Raw genomic sequence first — 20,821 nt, forward strand, 5'->3', positions numbered from 1 at the left:
AAGCGCCGGAGGCCTCTGCTCCGGGCGGCGAAAAGCGGTCGCTACCGCAGCCGCTGAGGTACGATGAATGCCGTAGTGGCAGTGTGCCCGATGGAGCCTCAGCAATGGTGGAGAGCCCGCTTGCGGTAAACCTTCGGGGTGCATCCGTGGATACGGACGAATTGCTTCTGGAAATTCGCAATCGAATCAAACCCGCAGTTCCACGCGATCCCGCTCACCGTGTCCTCTGTCTCGGCGAGGAGCCGGCAGACGCGGGCAATGCGGAACTCGTTGATGTAGTTGGGGAAGGTCTTGCCGGTGCGGGACCGGAAGTACCGGCTGAAGGTGACATCGGTCATTCCGGCATGACGGGCGACGTCGGAAAGGTAGAGCGGGCGGTCCAGATTCTTCCGGATGTAGCGCGAGATGGCTTCCATGCGCTCGCTGTCGGAGGGGTGGATCTCCGGAGCGAAACCGGGAGAAGAGATGGTGGCGAGTTCGCGTGAATTTGCGAGCAGTTCGAGGATCTCCAACAGCAGGATGAGGCGGCGCACGCCGTCGGCGGGCAGCATCCTGAGCATCAGCCGGGCGACGGTCCCGCGTGTCTTGCCGGTAATCTGGAGCCCGGTGAGCGAGCGCTGGAAGAGGCGCTGGATCGGGGCCATCCCGGCGTTTCCGAGCCAGTTTTCTCCCAGGAAACGGGGGTGGAACTGGACGGTCACGGCGGTGACCTTCGTGACCGGGCGACCCGCCACCGGGTCATTGCGGAAGTCATGGGGAAGGTTCGGCCCGAGGAAGGTGAGATCGCCCTTTTCCAAGGGGGAGATCTTGTCGCCGATCCAGCGGAAGCTGCCGCCGGAAAGGACGAGCGTGAGTTCGAGTTCGGGATGGAAATGCCAGAGGCAGCCGAAGTCGTCGCCGGAGATGCGCTCGCAAGCTACGATCTCCGCAGCGGCGGCGGGCGCGAGTTGTTCCCGGACGGGTTTCACGGCGCGGCGGGGTTTTCGAGAGACTCTTCGAAGGAAACATTCACCAGATAGCGGTCGCCCAGAACTTCGGCAAGCGGGTCGGCATCCACGGTGGAAAACCCGAGATGAAGGTGGCGCGTCCATCCTTCGGCGAGGCGGAATTTCCCGGAGGCCTGTCCCGCTTCTTCCGCGTGTGCGTCCATGGTGGCGAGGTAGCTGTTAGTCCCTTGGGAGGCATCGAGCCAGCCGGCCTGGCTACGGTGGGCGGCGAGGGCCCGGCGGGCGATTCCGTGGACGCTGGCGGTATCGACCCATGCGCCCGGCGCGACCCTCCGGCGCAACCGCGTGCGCCCGCCATGGGGCATGCAGTGATAGACGGCGAGATTGTCCGGGTAGGCCGGCTCAGGCGGATCGGTCTGGAAATTCGGGATGCCATGGGCGAAGGCCGCGGTGGTCGCGAGCCGTGCGGTGATCGTGTGATCTTCCATGTAGTCCTCGAAGGGATGGGTGAGGACGATCGAGGCGCGGACCCGCCGGATGACCGCGGCGACTTTCCGGAGAAGGTCGGGGTGATAGGTGATCTCGAGGTCGCGGGCGATGGGCGGGTGCCAGGTGGCTCCGAGAATGGCGGCGGCATCGCGGGCCTCCCGGGAGCGGATGACTTCCGTCTCTTCCCCATTGTGCTCCAGACTCCCTCCGTTGCCGGAGGAGAGGTTGAAATAGTGGATGTCCCAGCCCGCGGATTTCAACAGCAGCAGGGTCCCCGCCATCTTCAGCTCGATGTCGTCGGGATGGGCGGCAATGGCGAGGGCGGTCGGTCTGGACATGAGTGAGAAGCGTTCCGCCTTACAACGGCCGGGTTGCGCTGGATAATACTCAAAATGTCTTTTGATTTGCGGGGGCGCGCCAAACTTCCGGATCGGACGACGGAAGATCTTCGGAAGGCGATGTTGCCGGCCAACCGTGGCCGAGCGCTCCGTTCAAGTCCGCCGGACCCGCTCCGATGACGTGAAGGGTGAACTTCCTTCCGGATTCTCACGGGTTTCTCATGCTCGTTTTGCTAATCGTCCCGGCGGAACAGCAGAACGTCGTGCGCTCATCCGGCGCGAAAGCGCCGCACGGGTGCAAGCGCCAGGCATCCCCTCCCAGGGGTGGGTAGGGGGTGCCCCCTGCTGGTCCGGGAGCAGAAGTCGGCGGACGGGCCGGGCGAACTACCTACCCTTCGCGAGTGCGAGGGCAACTCGTCCGCCGATTTTTGCGCCCGGCCAGCGTCGATCTGAAGCAATCAAAGCCCGGCAGATTGGGCTGTGGGCCTAGGGGGTGTAGCTAGAGAGATGGCATCCGTTTAATTGGCGAAAGTTATTCCCTGGGCCCGTAGCCCTGAAGTTAGGCACGGGTCGCAATCCCTTTGGTTTGTGGTCCAAAGCCCTCAGGCACCGCCTTTCCTCGTCACCTCGGAGTCGGGGAAGCTATGGAGTTTGAATGGGTGGGCTGGGAGGAGACCGGTGTCCAAAAAGAACTAGGATGGCTCGGGGCCTCGTCTTCATCCAATTCCATGTCGGGGTGAAGGGATCCCAAGGACGACGGGCGTTGATAGACGCAATGATCGTCAGCGCAAAAAGGCCGAGCGCCTCCAATAGGAAAAGCAGGGGTTGGAAAGGCAAGGCGGAGACACGGGTCCTTTCATAAGCCTTGTCAAATTGGTCGATATAGACGATTTCGTCACGCTTGTCTTGGGCTGGCGAGACGATGGCCGGTGCCGTGTTGGCTGCCCCGATTTTTTCCTGCGTTTTCTCGTCGGGCAGATTCTTCCAGCTTTTGGGATCGCTGGCACCTGAATTGCCTGTAACTGTAGAGGGCAGAGAAATCCTCACCGGGATTTCGCTGCTTTCTACGCGCTCGGCGTTGACCCACCAATAATGCTTATCCCAAGATTTGTTGTCCGGTGTGCGAAGTGGAAATCCCAGAAGCTGCGAACGCTTAAGGAAGTGTTTATCTACCATGACTTGAACGTTGCCGGAGGGTATGATTCTAAAATGATGAAAGGCTCTTCCAGTTAGGAAGAGATGAAGCAAGGTAGTGCCCCACACCAACACGATAAACAGGCCGACCCGGGCGGCTTCCAATGCCGCCGGAATAGTATGGTCCCCGATCGCACCCGGAAGCTTTGGCCCTTTAATCCCTTTTTTTTCCCAAGCGACCTTCTGAAAGCCGGCGAGGGCGATGTGCATCAGTAATAGAGGAATCCAGGCAGTGCTCAGCAAGAAAATGATGCTCTCCATTTGAGTGCAAACGCCAAACAGCGGTAACTCGATCTCCCTGAAGCGCACAGCGCTGATCAGCACTTGGAATTCCCAGTAGAGACAAATTCCTCCGAGGATCCAGAACGCCGATTCAAAAAATTTTCCCCGCTCATTCATGCGTGAAGAGAAAAGAATCCTGGAATCCCATACGATTCCAAAATGGAAGTTTGTTGTAGTGGCTGGAACGGAATGAAAGGCACACATTGCAGTCGCTACGAAGCCCCTCCGAAGGGCTGGTCGATCAATACCCCTACTATCGTGAACCGCCGAAAAATTTTCGGAATCTTTCCCCTCGTCTTCGTTGCCGGTCGGGATCTGATCGACCTCAGTCGTAACAGGACTTTAAAACCGGGTTATTTCCCGGACTGTCCCTCAACTTCTTGGCGTCTGCCGGAACTGGACTCATGGATCTACGTGCCGTTTACAATTTCGCCGAAGGCTATTGAAGCGGTTGTGAACCGGGAGGTACCGGATGCGCTTTCCATCAGCGAACGGCAGAAAATCAAGCTTCGGTTTCTCCCTGATCCGACGATCCACATCAAGGGAGTGATCAAGCGCAAACGGATTCTCGTCGAGTGCCGGAACGGCAAGGTGGCAATCACGGTTGCAATCAATGGAAGCGGAAGCTCTCCAGTGCGGTGGAAAGTTGCGGGCAAGGCCATTGCTACAAGCGGTCTGAAAATTGCGAAAGACTGGCGCGTTTCTTTTCCGAAACTGAGCGTTGGGAGTTCTTTCTCTGAAGCAAAGTTGGTTTTGAGGCTGCTGCCAGACATCTCGCTTCGCGAAAAAATGACTCGGTGTGCCGACGCCGAGGGAGCCCGCCAAGCCGCGAAAATCCCCGCAAAGCTCAACGGAAAGCGGCTTATTGAAAAATATGCACAGAAACTGTGGACCGCCTTGCATCTCGATCAGACCTTGGATTCGGGAGGATTAGTATCTTTCCAAAACATTCCTGAAGCGATGATTCTCAAGCCGGTTTCGTTTGATGAGAAGCAAGGCATCCTCGGCGGGATCGGCATTCGCGGCAAACTCGGTGTCGCTTTTGGGGAGGACATCGGGTCCGCGGGAAAGCCGAAGAAACTTCCCTCCGCCGAACTGCTATCTTCTCCGGAGAGATTGAGCAGGGTTCGTATTCCGGCAAGAGTCGATCTCCATACCCTTGCGGCTGAACTCACGAGTCGGTTCACGGGACGGTCTTTGGTTGTTGGGGATGCGGAACTTGAGATCGGACTGGTCGAGTTGGCGACTGAAGGAAACTCCCTCTGGATTCGACTAAAGGCGAGCGGTCGCGAGAAGAAGACTGGAATTCACTTCAAGGATCAAACCTTGGTCCTGAAGAGTATTCCTTCGTTGGATGCCCAAACTCGGACCCTGTCGTTCTCCAATCTTGCTTACGGTCTGGAGACCTCTAGTCAATTGGTCAACGGGCTGGCTTGGATGGCACAACCTGTCGTCATTAAACTCCTACGCGAGAAAACAGAATATTGTTACGCCCCGCAACTGGAAGAGGTGAAGAGGCTTGCCGATGGTCTGGCAGCGGACCTTTACAAGAGATCTGCTAGCTTGGTTTCGGTGGAGTTCCAAGAAATCGCCGTTGATAGCCTTTCTCTGGCACCCGGTGCCTTGGTTCTTGTTGCCTCTGTCACCGGCTCTTGTGACGTTACGATCGGGCCATTGGATCAGCCTGCTGGGATCCAATTGAAAAACGAACCTGTTTAATCCGGTCGTCTCATGTTCTGCGGTTCCTCCTAACAGCTTCAGGCGGGCGGGCGCGAAAAGGCGAAGCTGCATTCGACAGGTCGCGCGACCCCTGCTATGGGTCCGGTCAATGTTCGTCCTTTCCTGCGAACCCGCGACCTGTGCCATTCCGGAGTGGCATAAGGAGCTGTTCCGGGGCCAAGAGGAGACCGTGACCTCGGAAGAGGGCTGGTCGCCCGGCTCGCTCAATCTGGCCCAAGCTTTCGCCACGAAGTTGCGGACCCTGCTGGCTCATGGCGATATCACCCGGCTGCTGGTGGATTTCTCCCGGCGGGTGGAGGATCCGGAGCGTTTCAGCCGCTTCAGCAAGACGCTCACCGATGAGCAGCGGCGCAAGCTCGACGAACGGCACCTGCTCGGCCACCAGAACGTGCTGCGTGGACGGATCGAGGAGGAACTGCGCAAGGGCGGCAACGCGATCCACCTCTCCGTCCGCACCGGTCCCGGCCCGAATGCGCCGGTGATCGAACTCGTCCAGGATCCCTCGCGGGATGTCGAGACGGACTTCGTCAGGAAGTGGGCGGATGCCTTGCGCAGCAGCGCGCCGGAATTGCAAGTGGCGGTGGCATCGGACCCGAATTACGGGCTGTCTGCCGTGCTGCGGGAGATGTTTCCGGAGCGATTCGGGAGTGTTTCGGTGGTGGTCGCCCAGACGAGCTTCCTGGAGGGCAAGCCGCTGCGCTGGGACAAGCTGAAGAAGCTGCTGCTGGAGACCATGCCGCAGGGTTGAGGATGCCGTTTCCACTTTCCTGAACCGGGCGCTGGGGAGCCTCTGTGACAATCCCGCACAAAAAATCCGTGCCTGACCCCGGCGATTCGCTTCAATAGCTGCAAGCGCAGTCATTTTCTTCAGGCCATTCCCGCGACCCAATGTCCAGTCCCGTCCAAGCCATTCACGCCGAACGTATTCCATCCAGCGGTTGTCTGGTCATCCCATCCCGGGTCACTCTCAACGAGTTGCCCCATTTGGAGAAACTCTTCGCCGGGCGCAAGATCACGTGGCTGATCGAGGAGCATTCCAAGCTCGATCCGGCGGTGCAGGCGCACTTGGAGAAGTCGGGTTCCGGAGCACTGTTTTCGGACACGGACGGGACCCCGGCGGCGACCGGCGAGGAATTGAAGTCGTTACTGGCCAATGGCGGGGTGCTGATTTTCGTCCACGGCAAGGCGCTGGCACGGGCGGCGGTGGCCTGCCATATCCCGGGCAAGACCTTGCGCACCCTGTGTTCCTTCGGCCTGCCGGTGCTGCCGGTGATGATCGATTTCCCGCGCGAGGGCTGCCTCTCGGTTGAGCGGCCGAGCTCGATGCCGCACGCGATGATCGGGATCGGCAAGGAAATCCCCGCCGCCGAGGCCGGGCCCGCGCTCTACCGCGAGCGCCTGCACGAGATGGTGGAGGAGTCGTTCTCCCGGCGTCCGCTGCTCAAAACCTCGCTCGCGAACGCCCTGCTGCTCGGCCTCAAGAAGCACAGCCGCAACAAGGTCCACGACGGGTCCGACGACTCGACGATCGGCTTCGACCGGGTGCTAGGGGCAGCGCTGGTGTTCTCCAAATACATCCGCGAGTCCACCGACAACGCGCGCATCGGCATCATCCTGCCACCCGGCAAGGCGGGCCTGATCGCGAACCTGGCGGCGGTTTTCGCGGGCAAGACGCCGGTGAATTTCAACTTCACGTCCGGCCACGAATCGATCCGCTCGGCGATGCGGCAGTCCGGCCTGGACCGTTACATCACGGCCGATCCCTTCGTCCGCAAGATCGCGTCCTTCCCCTGGCCACCGAACCGCGACCTGATCTTCATCGAGCGGGTGCTGCCGTCCTTGAAGAAGAAGATCATCACCTGGACGATTCTCGGCAAGTTGCTGCCGGCCTCGGTGATCGCGCCGCTGTTCCGCATCGGCAAGAAGCGCGATGGCGATGAGGCGGCGCTGCTGTTCACTTCCGGTTCCTCGGGCGAGCCGAAGGGCGTGCCGCTGAGCCATCGCAACGTGCTGGGCAATGTCTGCCAATTCGGCACGCGCCTGAATCTGGCACCGGGTGCCGCGATCCTGGGCTGCCTGCCGCTGTTCCACTCCTTCGGGGCCACGGTCACGCTGTGGTACCCGATCATCGAGGGGATCGACTTGGTCACTTATCCGAACCCGATGGAAACCAAGCGCCTGGCCGAACTCATCGCGCAGCGCGGGGTGAATATCCTGCTGGCCACGCCGACCTTCCTGCGCGGCTACATGAAGCGCGTGGAGCCCGAGCAATTGCGCTCGCTGCAATTGGTCGTGACGGGCGCGGAGAAGCTGCCGGACAATCTGGCGGAGGCCTTCCAGGACCGCTTCGGAATCTCGCCGCAGGAGGGCTACGGTCTGACCGAGACCTCGCCGGCGACCAATGTGAACCTGCCGGATCTAACAGCACCGGCCGACACCATCGTGATCCCTTCGCACCGCCGCGGTTCGGTGGGCCATCTCCTGCCCGGCATCGCCTTCCGGATGACCGATCCGGCGACCGAAAAGCCCGTGTCCGGCGACAAGCAGGGCGTGATCTGGCTGAAGGGCGCGAACATCTTCCCCGGCTACCTGAACAACGCCAAGAAGTCCGCCGAGGTGCTGACCGCCGACGGTTGGTTCCGCACCGGCGATGTCGGGCGGATCGATGACGATGGTTTCCTTTACATCGAGGGCCGGATCTCGCGCTTCTCGAAGATCGCGGGGGAGATGGTGCCTCACGAAACCGTGGAGGCAGCGGTCAACAAGGCCCTCGGCCTCGACGCGGAGGCGGAGCGCAAGATCGCCATCGTCGGGATTCCGGATTCCCAGAAGGGCGAGGCGATCATCCTGCTTTCGACCATCGCCGGTCCGGCGCTGGAGCAGGAGTGCATCGACCTGCGCTACAAGCTGATGGATGCCGGTTTTCCCTCGTTGTGGTGCCCGAAGGCGATCGTGCCGGTCGCGGAGATTCCGGTCCTGGCATCCGGGAAGCTCGATCTGAAAGGCTGCGAGGAATTGGCGATGAGGTAAGCCCTGCAATAAGACCGCTCCGGGCACCGTTACTCACTTTCAAGTATGAAACCATTCGTTCGCTTCACTACAATCGTCGCGCTACTGATTTCCAGTGCCTTATGCGAGGACGAGAAATGGACCTCCATTTTCAATGGCAAGGACCTCGACGGCTGGACGCCGAAGATCATGGGCAAGGCTCTGGGGGAGGATCCGCAGAAGACCTTCATCGTCGAGGACGGGGCGATCAAGGTGAGCTATGCGAACTACACCGACTGGGGCAGCGCCTTCGGCCACCTGTTCTACAAGGCCAAGTTTTCGAACTACAAGATCCGCCTGGAGTACCGCTTCACCGGCGATCAAGTGAAGGGCGGGCCGGGCTGGGCGATCCAGAACTCCGGGATCATGCTGCACTCGCAGGATCCGAAGACGATGGGCAAGGATCAGGACTTCCCCTGCTCGCTGGAGTTCCAATTGCTCGGGTCCGGGAATGGTGTGAAATCGACCGGGAATCTCTGCACGCCAGGCACCTACATCACGATGGATGGGAAGGTGAACAAAACCCATTGCATCTCCTGCAAGGAGCCGACCCGCCCGCTCGGCGAGTGGGTAAAGGCCGAGGCGGAAGTGCGCGGCGGCAAGCTGGTGAAGCACCTCATCGGCGGCAAGGTGGTGATGGAATACTCCGATCTGAAACTCGATGGCGGTGACGCCAACGCCAAGCCGCTGATCGAAGCCCTCGGCGGTGAGGACCTGAAGGAAGGCTACATCAGCCTTCAGTCCGAGAGCCATCCGGTCGAGTTCAAGAACATCGAGGTGCTGGAGCTGAAGCCGTAAGTTTTGCGTCCATGCTTGAGCGAATTCTGTCCAAACGCATCGTCCCCGTCGTCGTCCTCGATCACGCGGAGTCCGCTGAACCGCTGGCCGAGGCTCTCTTGGCCGGGGGGCTGGATATCATGGAGATCACCTTCCGCACGGCGGCGGCGGAGGAATCGATCCGGCGGATCGCGGCGCGTTTCCCGGAGATCCTGCTGGGTGCCGGGACCCTGCTAGAGGATGAGCAGGTGGTGCGCGCCAAGAATGCGGGGGCGGTTTTCGGGCTGGCCCCGGGGCTGAATCCGCGGACGGTGGCGAAAGCCGCGGAGTTGGGCCTGCAATTTTCGCCGGGCGTGATGACCCCCGGCGAGGTCGAGCAGGCGCTGGCGCTGGGCTGCAAGCTGCTGAAGTTTTTCCCCGCGGAAGCGGCAGGCGGCACGGCGATGCTGAAGTCGCTGGCCGGTCCCTACAGCCATACCGGGGTGAAATTCATACCCACCGGCGGTGTCACCAGCGGCAACCTGACGGATTACCTGAAGCTGCCGGTCGTCGCGGCCATCGGTGGCTCGTGGATGGTGGACAAGCAACTGGTCAACGAGGGGAAATGGGATGAAATCACGCGCCTGACTCGCGAGGCACTGGCGGTGGCGGCGGCAGCCCGTTAAGACGGTCCGCATGATCGCGGGAATCGAACTGGGCGGCACCAAGACGGTGGTCGCCACCGGCACGGCGGGCGGGCTCGTGCACGAGGAATGGCGCTTCCCCACAACCACGCCCGCGCAAACGCTGGCGCAGGCGCTCGGATGGCTGGCCGAGCGGGGCGTACCGGAGGCCATCGGCGTGGCGGCCTTCGGGCCGGTGGGCATCGTCAAGGGCCGGCCGGCTTACGGGAAGGTTCTCGCTACGCCGAAGCCGGGCTGGGCGGATTTTTCGATCGTCGATCCGCTTCTGGAGGCATTTCCCGGCGTGCGGGTGACCCTGGATACGGATGTGAATGCCGCGGTGCTGGCGGAGGCCAAGCTTGGAGCGGGGCAGGGCGTGGAAGACCTCGCTTACATCACGATCGGCACCGGGATCGGCGCGGGCATCCTGTCCGGCGGACATTTGATCCACGGCGCGCTGCATCCGGAATTCGGGCACTTCAAGGTGCCGCGGATGCCGGGCGACGGGTTTGCCGGCGTCTGTTCTTTCCATGGCGATTGCCTTGAAGGGCTAGCCAGCGGTCCTTCGATCGCGGCCCGCTGGGGGACGGCGGCGGCGGACTTGGCGGTCGATCATCCGGCTTGGGATACCGAGGCTTGGTATCTGGCTCACGGGGCGCTGGCCTTGCTGGGAATCGTCTCGCCGGCGCGGGTCATCATCGGAGGAGGGGTCTCGCAGGCGGAGGGCTTCCACGCGAAGACGGAGCGGATCCTGAACGAGATCGCGGGAGGGTATTTCTTGCCGCTGGGGGAGACGCCCTACGTGGTGCCGCCCTTGTTAGGACAACAGGCGGGGATCGTGGGGGCGCTGTTGTTGACGGGGGTGTGAGGTGGATGAGCCACCGGCCCGCAGAGTGGTCCAAGCGGCTCCGAATGCGGGGAAGGCATTCAGAAAGGCGACGGCGGTATCCGCGCGCATCGCGTGAAGTAGCAGACATCAAGGGAGGCTTCTGCGGGCCGGGTGGCTTGTATGTTGCACCGCCGTCCAAAACAACGGCCAGCCGCGGGTGCTTTCCGAGAATGGGCCCGTAGGAAGCTCGTCGGAGGAAAGCACCCGCGGCGGGTTGCCTGATGGCGGCACGCATGGTGGGTTATTACCCACACCGGGACGCGTGCGGGGTGGCAGCCCCGCACGCGGCGGAACCGGAGAGACCGCCGCCTGTGGCAAGGGACCTCGATCCCGTCGCGGAGCATGGGTCCCCGGTTCCGTTCCCGGTCAAACCTCGAACCGCTGATTGAGTCACCATGAACTCGCATTGCAAGAAAGAGATGACCGACCCCTCCGTCACCTTCGTCGGCCTGGATGTTTCCAAGGCCCGCCTCGATTCCTTCGTCCCCGGCGGCAAGCCGCGGGCCGACGACAACACCCCCAAGGGCCACGCCGCTTTCATCAAACGCCTCCAGGGCCTGCAGAACCCGCGCGTGATCTGCGAGGCCAGCGGCGGCTACGAGCGCCCCGCCGTGGCCGCGCTGCTGGCAGCCGGCACCGGCGTCTGCGTCGTGCCACCCGGCAGGGTCCGCCACTTCGCCCTCGCCGAAGGCCTGCTCGCCAAGACCGACAGCATCGACGCGCAACTCCTCGCCCGCTACGGCGACAAGATCCGCCCGCCCCTCGAACTGCCGGCCGATCCCGCCGCCGTGCGCCTGCGCGAGATGCTCGACTACCGCCGCCTCATCAGCGACCGGCGCGTCGCCACCTCCTCGCAACTCGATGTCGCGCAGGGCTACCTGCGCGAGGGCCTCCAGGCCCAGCTCGCCGCGTTGAAGGCCGCGCTGCGCCAGGTCAACAAGGACATCGCCGCGCACCTCAAGGCCGAGCCCGCCCTGGGTGCCAAGGCCAAGCGCCTGCGCCAGCTGTGCGGGGTCGGCCCGGTGCTGGCCGCCACCCTGCTGGCCTACTTGCCCGAACTCGGCCTGCTCGGCGACAAGACCCTCGCCTCGCTGGTGGGCGTCGCACCGCATCCCTGCGACAGCGGCAAACACCGCGGCAAGCGCCGGATCCGCGGCGGGCGCGCCGTCGTGCGCGACGTGCTCTACATGGCGGCGGTCACCGCATCCACCCACAATACCATCCTCCCGGCGCTCTACCAACGCCTGACCGCCAGGGGGAAATTGCCCAAGGTCGCCATGGTGGCGGTCATGCGCAAAATGCTCTCGGTTCTCAACCGGATGATCGCCGATCCACAATTTTCACTTGCCTGATGACACCGCTGCTCCGCGCTCCCAGCGTCAGAGCCGCCCGTGATGCAACTCACTCCGTGACGATCCGCAATTGCAGGTCGATCAGGTCGTTTACCAAGTGCCCGCCGAGCCGGCGGAAGAATTTGCCGGAGCCGTAGATGACGCCCCAGCGGGTGCGGTCGATGGCGAAGGATGCCTGTGCGGCGAGCTTGCCTTCATCGGTGACTCCGCTGCTGGCGGTGAATTCGACCAGGTGGGTGGCGTCTTTCAGGGTCAGTAGGCCGGTGATCTTCAGATTGGGCGAACCGGGACCCGCGCCTGCAATCGGCTCGGCGGAGCTGATCTCGAAGACGGCCTCGGGATAATTGGCCGCATCGAAGAAGTCATCGCTCAGGAGATGGGCAATCAGAACCCCGTGCAGGGAATCGCCCTTCAGGTCGGCACAGGCAATGTCATGCATGTCCAGGACGAAGCGGCCGCCTGTTAGAGTGCCTCCCGCCGTTTCAAGGGTGCCGGATTTCAGGGCGATCGTGCCTTCGTGCTTGTTGAGCAGATTGCGGCCGGTCCAGTTGACGGTGCTTTCCTGTAGATTGATGGCGTGCGTGCCGTCGCGGACCGGGTTGTTTGGCTCGGCGGAGCTTGCGGGCGCTTGACCTGATGCTGTCCACGCTTCCCAGCCGTCGCGGAATTCCCGGACATTTCGCCACCCGGCCTTGCGAAGCTTCTCGGCTGCGGTCCGGCTTTCCATGCTGTCGGCACAGGTGCCGTAAACGCAGAGGGGTGCGTCCCGATCGGGAGCGAGCTGTTCCATGCGTTCGAGGAAAGCGACTTCGTAGACGCAATTGCTCGCGGCGCCCGGCAGATGGCCGGCGGCATGATCGTCCTCCAGCCGGACATCGACGAGGAGCGGGCAGCCCGCGGATCCGAGTTGCTGTTGCAGGTCGTCAATCCCGACGAGAACCGGTGTGGAGGCCATGGCTGGAAAGCAAAGCGCAAGTGACTGCTCCCGCAACGGGAATCGGCGCGTGACAGGAATGTGACAATCCGGCGACCCGCGGGACGTAGTGCTGACGGGAAACCCTCTCCATGAACCGCCGCACTTCGCTCAAGTCCCTCGCCGCGGGCACCCTCGCCGGTGTCCTGAATCCGCCTGTCTTTGGCCAGGTCGCCGCCGCCGAGCCGTTTGCCGAGAAAATTCCGGTGGTGCCTTTCGATGCGCCGCAGGGGAGCTGGTCGCTGGCAGTTTTCCCGGACAGCCAGAGCCTTACCCGCTTGCACCCGGAGGTTTTCATCCGCCAGGCGGAATGGGTGGCGGCGCACAAGGAGAGCCATGACATCCGCTTCGTCGCCCACCTTGGCGACATCACCGACAACAACCTGCCCGGGCAATGGCAGAACGCCAAGACGGCGATGGACGTGCTGAAGAAGGCGGGCGTGCCCTATTCGCTGCTGCCGGGGAATCATGATCTCGGCAAGAACGGCGGCAGCGCCGACCGCAGCACCCTGCTCAACGATTTCTTCAAGCCCGAGGACTACTCTAACAGCCGCAGCGTGGAATACTTCGAGGCCGGGCGGCTGGAGAATTCGGCCCACGGTTTCAGCTCCCCGCATGGTGAATTCCTGATCCTCGCGCTCGAGTTCGCGCCGCGCAATCCGGTGGTGGCTTGGGCCAACCAGCAAGCCGCCGCGCACCCGCATCACACGGTGATCGTGACCACGCACGCCTACATGTTCTCGGACGATACCCGGTATGACTTCGCGAAATACGGCACGAAGCAGACATGGAATCCGAAGACCTACCCGCTCGCCAAGCTCGATGAAGTGAACGACGGCGAGGACCTCTGGCAGAAGCTGGTCTCCCAGCATGAGAACATCCGCTTCACCCTCAACGGCCACGTTCTCAACGACGGTGCCGGGCGGACCGTGAACCCGGGCAAGGGTGGCCGGAACGTTCACCAGATCCTCTCCAATTACCAACATGGCGTGAAGCCCGACCGGCCCTACCATGGCGGCGGCTATTTCCGGCTGATGCAGTTCCTTGCGGACCGCAAGACGGTACGGGTGAAGACCTACTCGCCCTGGCTCGACAAATGGTTCGACGGGCCGGAGCAGCAGTTCGAGGTGATGATTTGAAAAGGGGAGCTTCGTCGGGTGCCGCCGGCCCCCCTTATCCTGTCGTGTGCAAAATGGTGGCAGCCCATCTGGGACCGCGGGGCACTGCCCGGCCGGGTGGTCCCTAACCGCCGTTCCTTCTTTCGACCCACACCGTCAAGGCGGCGTTATCCATTCGACCTCCGCGAGGCTGTCGGCCACAGGGACCATTCTGCGGGCCGGGTGGCTCCGCGCTCCCAGGGGAAGAGCCGTCTGTTATCTCACTCCGCTACTGGAACCACGGAATCCCAAGTCAGGCCGACGCGGATCTCGTCGAAGGTGGAGGGGAACTTCCCGCCTTGGCAGCCGGATCGCACGACGATGCGATCGACATTCGGGACCGCTTGGTAACGGAAGCGCTGGACTGCGGATGCTTCGGGCTGTCCGGGCACTGGATCGACGAAGACGTCGGTGACCAGGCGGTTGCGGTCGATCCGGACCACGAACAAGTGCGGCTGCGAGTCCATCGGGATCCCGAAGGCGTCTTGATCCGATTGCTTCAGGCGCGAGCCAAAGGAATTGCCGGTGCTCAGCTTTCCAACGAAAAGCTCCTCCCGGTCACCTTGATAAAGCAGCAGCCCGGCAAAGGGACTGGAAGCGCGTAGCGTAGGATTCTGCATCAGGAAGCTCACGTAGGTCACGCCGACCGGAGGAAGTTCGCGCGAGCTTGGAAAAAGGATGGCTCCCACGCCGGTTTCGCCGGTGGTGCTGATCGCGCCTCCGGTTGTTTTCAGGGACTTGCCGGCGGCAGCATAGGACAAGCCTGTGGCCTCGAAGCTGCCGGCACCGCCCCATGGAGCCCCGGGCTTGGCTCCTGCCGCGGAGACGGGCATGTCCAGGAAGGGCCCCGGTGCGTAGGTGGCGAAGGATTCCTCGATGCGCAGGGCCTGGGGCTTGTCGGAAGCCGCGTCCGGGCGGGTGCTGTAGAAGCTTTCAACCACATCGGGAAAGCCGTCGCTATCCTGGTCTTGCAGCACGGGATCGAGCGGGACGACCAAGCGCTGGGCCAGGAATTCGGTCGGCTCCATCTTGCCGCTCTTCAGGATGGCCGCGTGGAGGCCCTTCAAGTTCTGGGGTGCCGGATCCTCTGCCGTGACATGGGCTTCCACCAGACCTTCGAGCACGTGGATTTCGGTTCCCGAAGCGGTGCCTGCGGCGGTGACGAAACGGGTGCCGAGGTCGACGACGCTGCCATCCGCGGTATCGACCGTGAAGCCGTGCGCATAGGTCGGCGCGTAGGTGCTGATGCGCCCCTTGGCCAAGCGGATCTTGTCCACGGCATCGATCTGGAGTTCCGCCGGGCCGCGGACCTTCAAGCGCGCGCCGCCACGCATCGCGATTCCGATTTCCGATCCTTCCGGAATGGCAAGCGGGCCTTTCTCCAGCGGTTGGCCGATACGGAGGCCGGCCGCCTCGGCGATGCCGTCCGCGTCCGTGATGGTGGCGAGATAGGAGGGTGCAGAAGCTGCCGGGATCGATCCGGAGCGGCTGCCGACGAAGTAGGAAGCCGTCGCCAACAAGACGATCCCCGCGGCGATGGCGGCGGCCCGCGGCCAGCGGCGGACCGGCATGGCGATCACTTCCGCCTCCGGCTTCGCGAACGGTTGCGGAAGATCCCCCGCCTCGAGCGCGACCTCGGCGAGCAGGGCGTCGAGGTAGGCATCCCGGTGGGCCGGATCACTCTCCACGGCTTCCTGGAACTCGCGCAGCTCGGCCTCCGTGAGGTCGTTTGACTTCAGGCGGTCGATCCAATTCTGCCAATCGTGGTCCATGGTCGGTAGTTCCTAAAAGCTTACTCCGGAATCGGGCTCAGGTTACTCATTCAGCCGGATTCTTCATTGCCGGCTTCGGAGCGGCGTTTCGTGATACAGGTCTTCAATTGGGTCCGGGCCCGGAAGAGCTTTTGTTTGAGAGCCCCCTCGGTGGTTTTCCAGAGGCTGGCGATTTCCTCCAGCGGGGTTCTTGCTTGATAGCGCAGATCAAGGAGACGGGCACTTTCCTCCGGCAGGAGCTTGCGGCATTCGGCGAGAGCTTCCAGCCAGGAATCGATACCGTCGGCCCGAGCTTCGGCCCCTTCCGCGAGATGCTCGAAGAGGCCGGTGTCGAGCGCCGAACGTTTCACTTCATAACGCCGGAGATAGGCCAGGCACTCGAAGCGCGCGATTGCGAAGGCCCAGGACTTGAAGTCGGTTCCCGGGGTGAATCGGTCGCGCTTGCGGATGATGATCGCATTGACGTCCTGAAGGACATCCCGTGCATCCTCCGGATTGAAGACCATCGAGCGGATGAAGAAATAGATACGCTGCTGGTGCGACACCAGCAGCGACTCGAAACCGTGAATGCCCGCATCGTCCGGCAGGGGATGGATGGGACCGGATCCGCTCATGGAGAGGCGCAAGCCATGCGGGAAAACGTGATGAAGTTCAATAGCGACTTGGCCGGAAAGCAATTCAGCGGGGGATTCGCAGATTGCTCCGTAACCTGGGAAATGGCGCGACGTAAGCCCGCTGCACGCCGCTTGGAGGGACGTTCCGACCCGGGCTCGCTCCACCTGCGGCAGTCAAACCCAAATACCCATGAACCCTCGTTATCTTTGCCTAAGCACCTGTCTTTTTGCCGTCTCGCCGCAGGCCGACGCCGCGATCTTCGCCCGTGAGGATTTTAACTACAGCAATGGTAATCTGGCCGGAAGCAACGGCGGGCTGGGCTGGACCTCGGCATGGACGAATGCCGGCGGCACACCGGTGGTGACCGGCAGCAAAGGGAAGGTGGACTCCGTGGCCAATCAGCAAGGCGCACGTCTGATCTCGACCCTGCAGGAGCCGCCGGTCGGCGGAACGAAGGTTGTCTGGATATCCTTCGAAGGGAAGCAAACCACCAATGTGGCCGGGACGACTTCGACGGCCAGCTTCGGAGGTCTGGGCCTCTACCGTGGTAATACGGAGCAACTGCTGATTGGAAAATCGTGGCCGGGGGACTATCAGTGGAAGGCGGGTGCCGGTCAGGGCTTGATCGGCCCGGTTACACCGGTTTCGACCCTTTCCCTCACCAATGTCGTGGCCCGCATCACGATGGCGGACCCCGGTGTGGATACGCTCGATGTCTGGCTCAATCCCGCTGACACCAGCACGGTCGCGGCGCTCGGAACTCCTCATATCACCCGCACCGATCCGGATCTCTCCTTCAATACCCTGCGGATCCGCAGCGGTGAAGGGGATGCCGGAGTAACCGCCGAGAGCTGGGAATTCGATGCCGTGGCAGCGGGTGACGACCTCGCGGATGTGGTCGCTTCCGATAGCGATGGCGACCAGATGCTCGATGCCTGGGAAACCGCAAACGGCCTGATCGTGGGAATCGACGACTCGGCAGGCGATGAAGGAGACCATGACGATTCCCCGAATCTGGAGGAATTCCAGCGCAGCACGAATCCGAACGATCCCGATACCGATCACGACGGCTTGTGGGATAAGGTGGAGAGCGATACCGGCACCTTCGTCAGCGCCACCAATACCGGCACCGATCCGGTGATAGCGGATACCGACGGTGACACCTTGCTCGACGGCGAGGAAGACAACTCGGGCGTCTTCACCGATGCATTTGATCCTGGCACCAACCCGAATCTGGCGGACAGCGACAGCGATACGCATCGCGACGACTACGAGATCCTGCGCGGCAGCAATCCGAACTCGGCCGCCTCGGTCCCGCAGACGGGCGATCTGGCGATCGTGGGTAGCGATGACTTCTCGACCTATGCCGACGGGCCGGTGGCCGGGCTCGACGGGGGCAATGGCTTCGACTATGACAATAGTACCGCGAACAATTCCTTCGTCGGTCACGTGGGTCTTGGCAGCTCCGATTGGGATTTTTCCGTTGGGGTCAGCGAAGTCGTGGGAGGCAAGCTTCGGACAATGGACAGCGGGGCGAAGCGCGAATTCAGCGGTCCGGGGGAAGGTAACGCGGTTGGCAGTGACGAACACAGCGGGGCCGTGAACGATACGGTGAACTCGGTCGGGAGGACGGTCTATTTCCGCGCCGACCTAAAGCGAGGCACGGCCTCCACCTGGAGCGGGATCTCCGCCTTCGACTTCGGCACCGAGCGCGCCTTTGTGGGGGTGGTCGATGCCGTGAATCCGGCCTCGGGAAACCGTGAATTCGCGATCGGTGCTCCTTCGGCGACGCCGGTGTATAGCGGTGTCCAGCCTCTTACGGGAAGGGATTACACCCTGGTGGTGAAGCTCGACTTCGAGAGCGACCTGATCAGCCTGTGGGTGAACCCGGACCTCGCTGCAGCCGAGGCCGCGCCCTTGATCAGCGCTCCTTTTCTGCTGACCAACTGGATCACCGCCGCCCGCTTGGGATCGGGCGGCACGGATGCGACCGAGTGGGACCAGTTCGTGGTGGCGCGGGAGTGGTCCGCCCTTTCGGTTTTCCCGGGAGTCATTCCGCCGACCGACGACTATCTGGCTTGGATCTCCGGGTTCGAGGTTGGCGGGGAAACCGGCTTTGATGACGACTCCGACGGGGATGGGTTGGCCAACGGCGTGGAGCATGTGCTCGGCACCAGTCCTGCCGTCACGAATGCGGGGCTGCGCGAAGTTGCCGGGGCTTCTGCCACTTCGTTCCGCTTCCATCATTCGCGGACCAATGCCTTGGCGACCGATGTGGCGGCTTCGTACGAGTGGTCGACGGACCTGGTGAACTGGCATGCGTCCGGAGAGACGAATGCGGGTGGAACAACGGCGACGATCGCGTCGAGTGCTGTGGTCGATGCCGAAGCACCGGGATTGGATGAGATTGAAGTGGAGGTGAGCGTGACCGCTGGAGCTAGCGGCGGGATGTTCGCGCGGCTCAAAAGCACACAGCCTTGATTGAAGATGCCGGAGTGGCCGGAGCAAGTTGCTCCGGCCTGTCGGGGGCCGGTTCGATTCCAAGAGGCTGCCTCAGAACGCCGCGCCGATGGCGAAGTGCCAGGTGCCGCTGGGCTCACCGAGGTCCTGGGTCATGTTGTGGCCATACTCGAGGCGGATCGGGCCGATTGGCAGATCGATCCGGATCCCCAGGCCGGCCGCGATCTCAGGTGAAGAGAAATCGAAGGCATTGCCGATGCCGGAGAGGTGGCCGGCATCGATGAAGCCGACGCCCTTCATGGGCCCGAAGAGGGCGTGGACGTATTCGACATTTGCCACCCAGTAGGTCTCGCCACCCAGCGGATCGCCGCTGTGGGTGCGGGGACCCATGTCGTTGTAGCGGTAGGAGCGCACCGTGTCCGCACCGCCGGTGAAGAGGCGCAGGTCGATGGGAAACTCCGCTGCGCCGGTAGAGGGGAAGAGCATCCCGGTGCGGGCACCGAGATTGATCTGGCTCTTCTTGGTGACCGGGATGTAGCCGGCAGCGAGGGTGTCGAAGCGGACGTAGTTGGAATTGGTGTCGCCTGCGACGAGGCCTGCTTCCAACAGCGCATTGAGGTGGTAACCCCTGGTGGGAGAGAGCGGGTCGTCGCGGCGGTCGTAACCGAGATCGCCACGGATGAAGCTGTGGTTGTAGACCGTCTCGCCGAGTTCGTTGCGCTGGATGCCATCGCTGCTGATGTTCACGATCGAGCTGCCGAGGATGATGCTGGCATCGATGTGCTCGCCCAGGTCATCGCGCGAGAATTCGGCGGAGAGGCCGGTCTCGAATTTGTCGTAGCCCTCGAGGGTGCGGGTCACCGAGAAGAGCCGCAGGCCGAGATAGGTGTCGGTATCGAAGAACCAAGGATCGGAAAGGCGGATATCGCCCAAGAGGCCGCGCGAGCTGACCTCGACACCGGTGCTGAAGTTCCAGAGATTCCCGAAGAGATTGCGGTCATGGTATTTGAGGCCCAGCAGCGCGCCCTCGTAGCTGCCGAAGCCGCCGTAGGCCGAGGCACCGCGGGCCTTGCCCTCGATGACTTGCAGAGTGGCATCGAGTTCGCCGGTCTCGTCGGTCTTGTTTTCGACCCGCACGGAAGCAAAGGCACCCGTGGCCAGCACTTTCTTCAGGCGCTTGTCGAAGGTCTCGGCATCGAACCACTCGCCGCGGAGGTCTTCGAAGCGCTTGGTGATGCGCTCGACATTGGTCTTCACCGCGCCCTTCACGAACACCTCGTTGAGGCGCTGGCGTTTACCGAAGACGATGATGAAGCGCGGGGTGAGGGTGGAGTCCTCCAGGATGCGGTTCATCTTGAAGGTTTCGAGCGGATAGCCGGTCGCGCGGAAGATGCTTTCGATCTCGCCGCGCAGGGTGGTCAGCAGATCGGTGTCCGCGACCTTGCCGACGTGCGGCGCAGCCTTGGCTGTCAGGCTCGGGATCAGGTCCGCAGGTGCTCCGTCGAAGAGCGGCGCGCCGAGGTAGTGCAGTGCGCCGGGATTGACGCGGATCACGAAGGTCATTTCGGCGGTGCCGGGCAGGATCGCCTGCTTCTCGACCTTGGCCTCCGCCCGCCAGTAGCCGCGCGAGCGGAAATCCGCCATCAGCAGGGACAGGCCCTCCGCCACGTCCGCCTCGCGGAAGGGCGGCTCCTGGCCGGGACTCAGCACGCGCTCCTGGCCGGGTAGCTTGAAGAGCCGGGACAAGCGAACCTGCTCTTCTTCTTCGAAGCCCGGGACATACACCGAGCCGGTGTGCAGCCGCGGGCCCTCGTTCACCATTAGGCGGATCGTGTTACCGGAAATCACCGGCTTCACATCCGGAGCTTGGAAGCCCTGGCGCTTCATCAAGTTCTCTAACAGGAAAGCCGCGTCGCTCGCACGCGCCGGGGATGGGGGCTTCGACTTCACGTGCTCCAGGCGGTCTCCGAGCAGATCGAGCGCCTCGCCTTCCTTCATGGATTGCAGGCCCTCGATGCGGATGTCGGCGGCGAAAGACACCAGACTTGAAGATGCCAGACACAAGACATGAACCCAAGACCGGGAGATTCCGGTCTTGCCTCTTGCGTCTTGGAGTCTTGCGTCTT

16 protein-coding genes are annotated in these 20,821 nt (G+C 62.6%); 9 read left to right on the top strand and 7 right to left on the bottom strand.

What is annotated here, in order from left to right; genetic code table 11:
* Positions 1 to 98: 98 nt before the first annotated feature.
* The 3 genes from ABWK72_RS01485 to ABWK72_RS01495 form a co-directional block, all read right to left on the bottom strand.
* Positions 99 to 968 (bottom strand): AraC family transcriptional regulator, encoded by an 870-nt coding sequence (locus ABWK72_RS01485; protein WP_367873003.1) that lies wholly within the window; start codon positions 966 to 968, stop codon positions 99 to 101.
* Positions 965 to 1,774 (bottom strand): PIG-L deacetylase family protein, encoded by an 810-nt coding sequence (locus ABWK72_RS01490; RefSeq protein WP_367873004.1) that lies wholly within the window; start codon positions 1,772 to 1,774, stop codon positions 965 to 967. The genes ABWK72_RS01485 and ABWK72_RS01490 overlap by 4 nt, the downstream gene beginning before the upstream one ends.
* A gap of 642 nt (positions 1,775 to 2,416) precedes the next feature.
* Positions 2,417 to 3,367 (bottom strand): hypothetical protein, encoded by a 951-nt coding sequence (locus ABWK72_RS01495; protein ID WP_367873005.1) that lies wholly within the window; start codon positions 3,365 to 3,367, stop codon positions 2,417 to 2,419.
* A gap of 141 nt (positions 3,368 to 3,508) precedes the next feature.
* On the opposite strand from ABWK72_RS01495, the gene ABWK72_RS01500 reads away from it, so the two are divergent.
* From ABWK72_RS01500 to ABWK72_RS01530, 7 genes are all read left to right on the top strand, one after another.
* Positions 3,509 to 4,969 carry a DUF4403 family protein gene (locus ABWK72_RS01500; RefSeq protein ID WP_367873006.1) on the top strand — a complete coding sequence of 487 codons (1,461 nt, stop codon included), beginning with the start codon at positions 3,509 to 3,511 and terminating at the stop codon, positions 4,967 to 4,969.
* Between the two features lie 109 nt (positions 4,970 to 5,078).
* Positions 5,079 to 5,738 (top strand): hypothetical protein, encoded by a 660-nt coding sequence (locus tag ABWK72_RS01505; RefSeq protein WP_367873007.1) that lies wholly within the window; start codon positions 5,079 to 5,081, stop codon positions 5,736 to 5,738.
* 140 nt (positions 5,739 to 5,878) lie between these two features.
* Positions 5,879 to 8,020: an AMP-binding protein gene (locus ABWK72_RS01510; RefSeq protein ID WP_367873008.1), complete on the top strand. Its 2,142-nt coding sequence runs from the start codon at positions 5,879 to 5,881 to the stop codon at positions 8,018 to 8,020.
* A gap of 45 nt (positions 8,021 to 8,065) precedes the next feature.
* Positions 8,066 to 8,836 carry a DUF1080 domain-containing protein gene (locus ABWK72_RS01515; RefSeq protein WP_367873009.1) on the top strand — a complete coding sequence of 257 codons (771 nt, stop codon included), beginning with the start codon at positions 8,066 to 8,068 and terminating at the stop codon, positions 8,834 to 8,836.
* An 11-nt stretch (positions 8,837 to 8,847) separates the two neighbouring features.
* Positions 8,848 to 9,480 (top strand): bifunctional 4-hydroxy-2-oxoglutarate aldolase/2-dehydro-3-deoxy-phosphogluconate aldolase, encoded by a 633-nt coding sequence (eda, locus tag ABWK72_RS01520; RefSeq protein ID WP_367873010.1) that lies wholly within the window; start codon positions 8,848 to 8,850, stop codon positions 9,478 to 9,480.
* Positions 9,481 to 9,490: 10 nt separating this feature from the next.
* Positions 9,491 to 10,345: an ROK family protein gene (locus ABWK72_RS01525; protein WP_367873011.1), complete on the top strand. Its 855-nt coding sequence runs from the start codon at positions 9,491 to 9,493 to the stop codon at positions 10,343 to 10,345.
* A 416-nt stretch (positions 10,346 to 10,761) separates the two neighbouring features.
* Complete coding sequence (locus tag ABWK72_RS01530) at positions 10,762 to 11,718, top strand: IS110 family transposase (RefSeq protein WP_367871895.1); 957 nt, start codon at positions 10,762 to 10,764, stop codon at positions 11,716 to 11,718.
* A 49-nt stretch (positions 11,719 to 11,767) separates the two neighbouring features.
* On the opposite strand, the gene ABWK72_RS01535 is transcribed toward ABWK72_RS01530, so the two are convergent.
* Positions 11,768 to 12,673 carry a YceI family protein gene (locus ABWK72_RS01535; RefSeq protein WP_367873012.1) on the bottom strand — a complete coding sequence of 302 codons (906 nt, stop codon included), beginning with the start codon at positions 12,671 to 12,673 and terminating at the stop codon, positions 11,768 to 11,770.
* A 110-nt stretch (positions 12,674 to 12,783) separates the two neighbouring features.
* Between ABWK72_RS01535 and ABWK72_RS01540 the strand changes: the two genes are divergently transcribed.
* Positions 12,784 to 13,830, top strand: coding sequence for a metallophosphoesterase (locus ABWK72_RS01540; RefSeq protein ID WP_367873013.1), 1,047 nt, complete (start codon positions 12,784 to 12,786; stop codon positions 13,828 to 13,830).
* 239 nt (positions 13,831 to 14,069) lie between these two features.
* Here the strand turns inward: ABWK72_RS01540 and ABWK72_RS01545 are convergent, their stop codons facing one another.
* The gene (locus ABWK72_RS01545; protein ID WP_367873014.1) at positions 14,070 to 15,620 is read right to left on the bottom strand and encodes a FecR domain-containing protein; all 1,551 of its coding nucleotides are present in this window, start codon (positions 15,618 to 15,620) and stop codon (positions 14,070 to 14,072) included.
* Positions 15,621 to 15,670: 50 nt separating this feature from the next.
* On the bottom strand, positions 15,671 to 16,234 hold the full coding sequence (locus tag ABWK72_RS01550) for a sigma-70 family RNA polymerase sigma factor (RefSeq protein WP_367873015.1): 564 nt from the start codon (positions 16,232 to 16,234) through the stop codon (positions 15,671 to 15,673).
* 190 nt (positions 16,235 to 16,424) lie between these two features.
* On the opposite strand from ABWK72_RS01550, the gene ABWK72_RS01555 reads away from it, so the two are divergent.
* On the top strand, positions 16,425 to 18,716 hold the full coding sequence (locus ABWK72_RS01555) for a hypothetical protein (RefSeq protein WP_367873016.1): 2,292 nt from the start codon (positions 16,425 to 16,427) through the stop codon (positions 18,714 to 18,716).
* Between the two features lie 72 nt (positions 18,717 to 18,788).
* On the opposite strand, the gene ABWK72_RS01560 is transcribed toward ABWK72_RS01555, so the two are convergent.
* Positions 18,789 to 20,735, bottom strand: a complete 1,947-nt coding sequence (locus tag ABWK72_RS01560) for an outer membrane protein assembly factor (protein WP_367873017.1) — start codon at positions 20,733 to 20,735, stop codon at positions 18,789 to 18,791.
* Between the last annotated feature and the right edge of the window lie 86 nt (positions 20,736 to 20,821).

Origin of the sequence: Luteolibacter sp. Populi (genome assembly GCF_040801775.1) — a bacterium.
In the GTDB taxonomy this organism is placed as follows: Bacteria; Verrucomicrobiota; Verrucomicrobiia; order Verrucomicrobiales; family Akkermansiaceae; genus Haloferula.

Excerpts from the sequence above, each read along its gene's own strand:
- ABWK72_RS01535 (WP_367873012.1), bottom strand. The coding sequence starts at position 12,673 with ATGGCCTCCACACCGGTTCTCGTCGGGATTGACGACCTGCAACAGCAA.
- ABWK72_RS01490 (WP_367873004.1), bottom strand. The coding sequence starts at position 1,774 with ATGTCCAGACCGACCGCCCTCGCCATTGCCGCCCATCCCGACGACATC.
- ABWK72_RS01505 (WP_367873007.1), top strand. The coding sequence starts at position 5,079 with ATGTTCGTCCTTTCCTGCGAACCCGCGACCTGTGCCATTCCGGAGTGG.
- ABWK72_RS01510 (WP_367873008.1), top strand. The coding sequence starts at position 5,879 with ATGTCCAGTCCCGTCCAAGCCATTCACGCCGAACGTATTCCATCCAGC.
- ABWK72_RS01545 (WP_367873014.1), bottom strand. The coding sequence starts at position 15,620 with ATGGACCACGATTGGCAGAATTGGATCGACCGCCTGAAGTCAAACGAC.
- ABWK72_RS01525 (WP_367873011.1), top strand. The coding sequence starts at position 9,491 with ATGATCGCGGGAATCGAACTGGGCGGCACCAAGACGGTGGTCGCCACC.
- ABWK72_RS01495 (WP_367873005.1), bottom strand. The coding sequence starts at position 3,367 with ATGAATGAGCGGGGAAAATTTTTTGAATCGGCGTTCTGGATCCTCGGA.
- ABWK72_RS01555 (WP_367873016.1), top strand. The coding sequence starts at position 16,425 with ATGAACCCTCGTTATCTTTGCCTAAGCACCTGTCTTTTTGCCGTCTCG.
- ABWK72_RS01540 (WP_367873013.1), top strand. The coding sequence starts at position 12,784 with ATGAACCGCCGCACTTCGCTCAAGTCCCTCGCCGCGGGCACCCTCGCC.
- ABWK72_RS01515 (WP_367873009.1), top strand. The coding sequence starts at position 8,066 with ATGAAACCATTCGTTCGCTTCACTACAATCGTCGCGCTACTGATTTCC.
- ABWK72_RS01530 (WP_367871895.1), top strand. The coding sequence starts at position 10,762 with ATGAACTCGCATTGCAAGAAAGAGATGACCGACCCCTCCGTCACCTTC.
- eda (WP_367873010.1), top strand. The coding sequence starts at position 8,848 with ATGCTTGAGCGAATTCTGTCCAAACGCATCGTCCCCGTCGTCGTCCTC.
- ABWK72_RS01550 (WP_367873015.1), bottom strand. The coding sequence starts at position 16,234 with ATGAGCGGATCCGGTCCCATCCATCCCCTGCCGGACGATGCGGGCATT.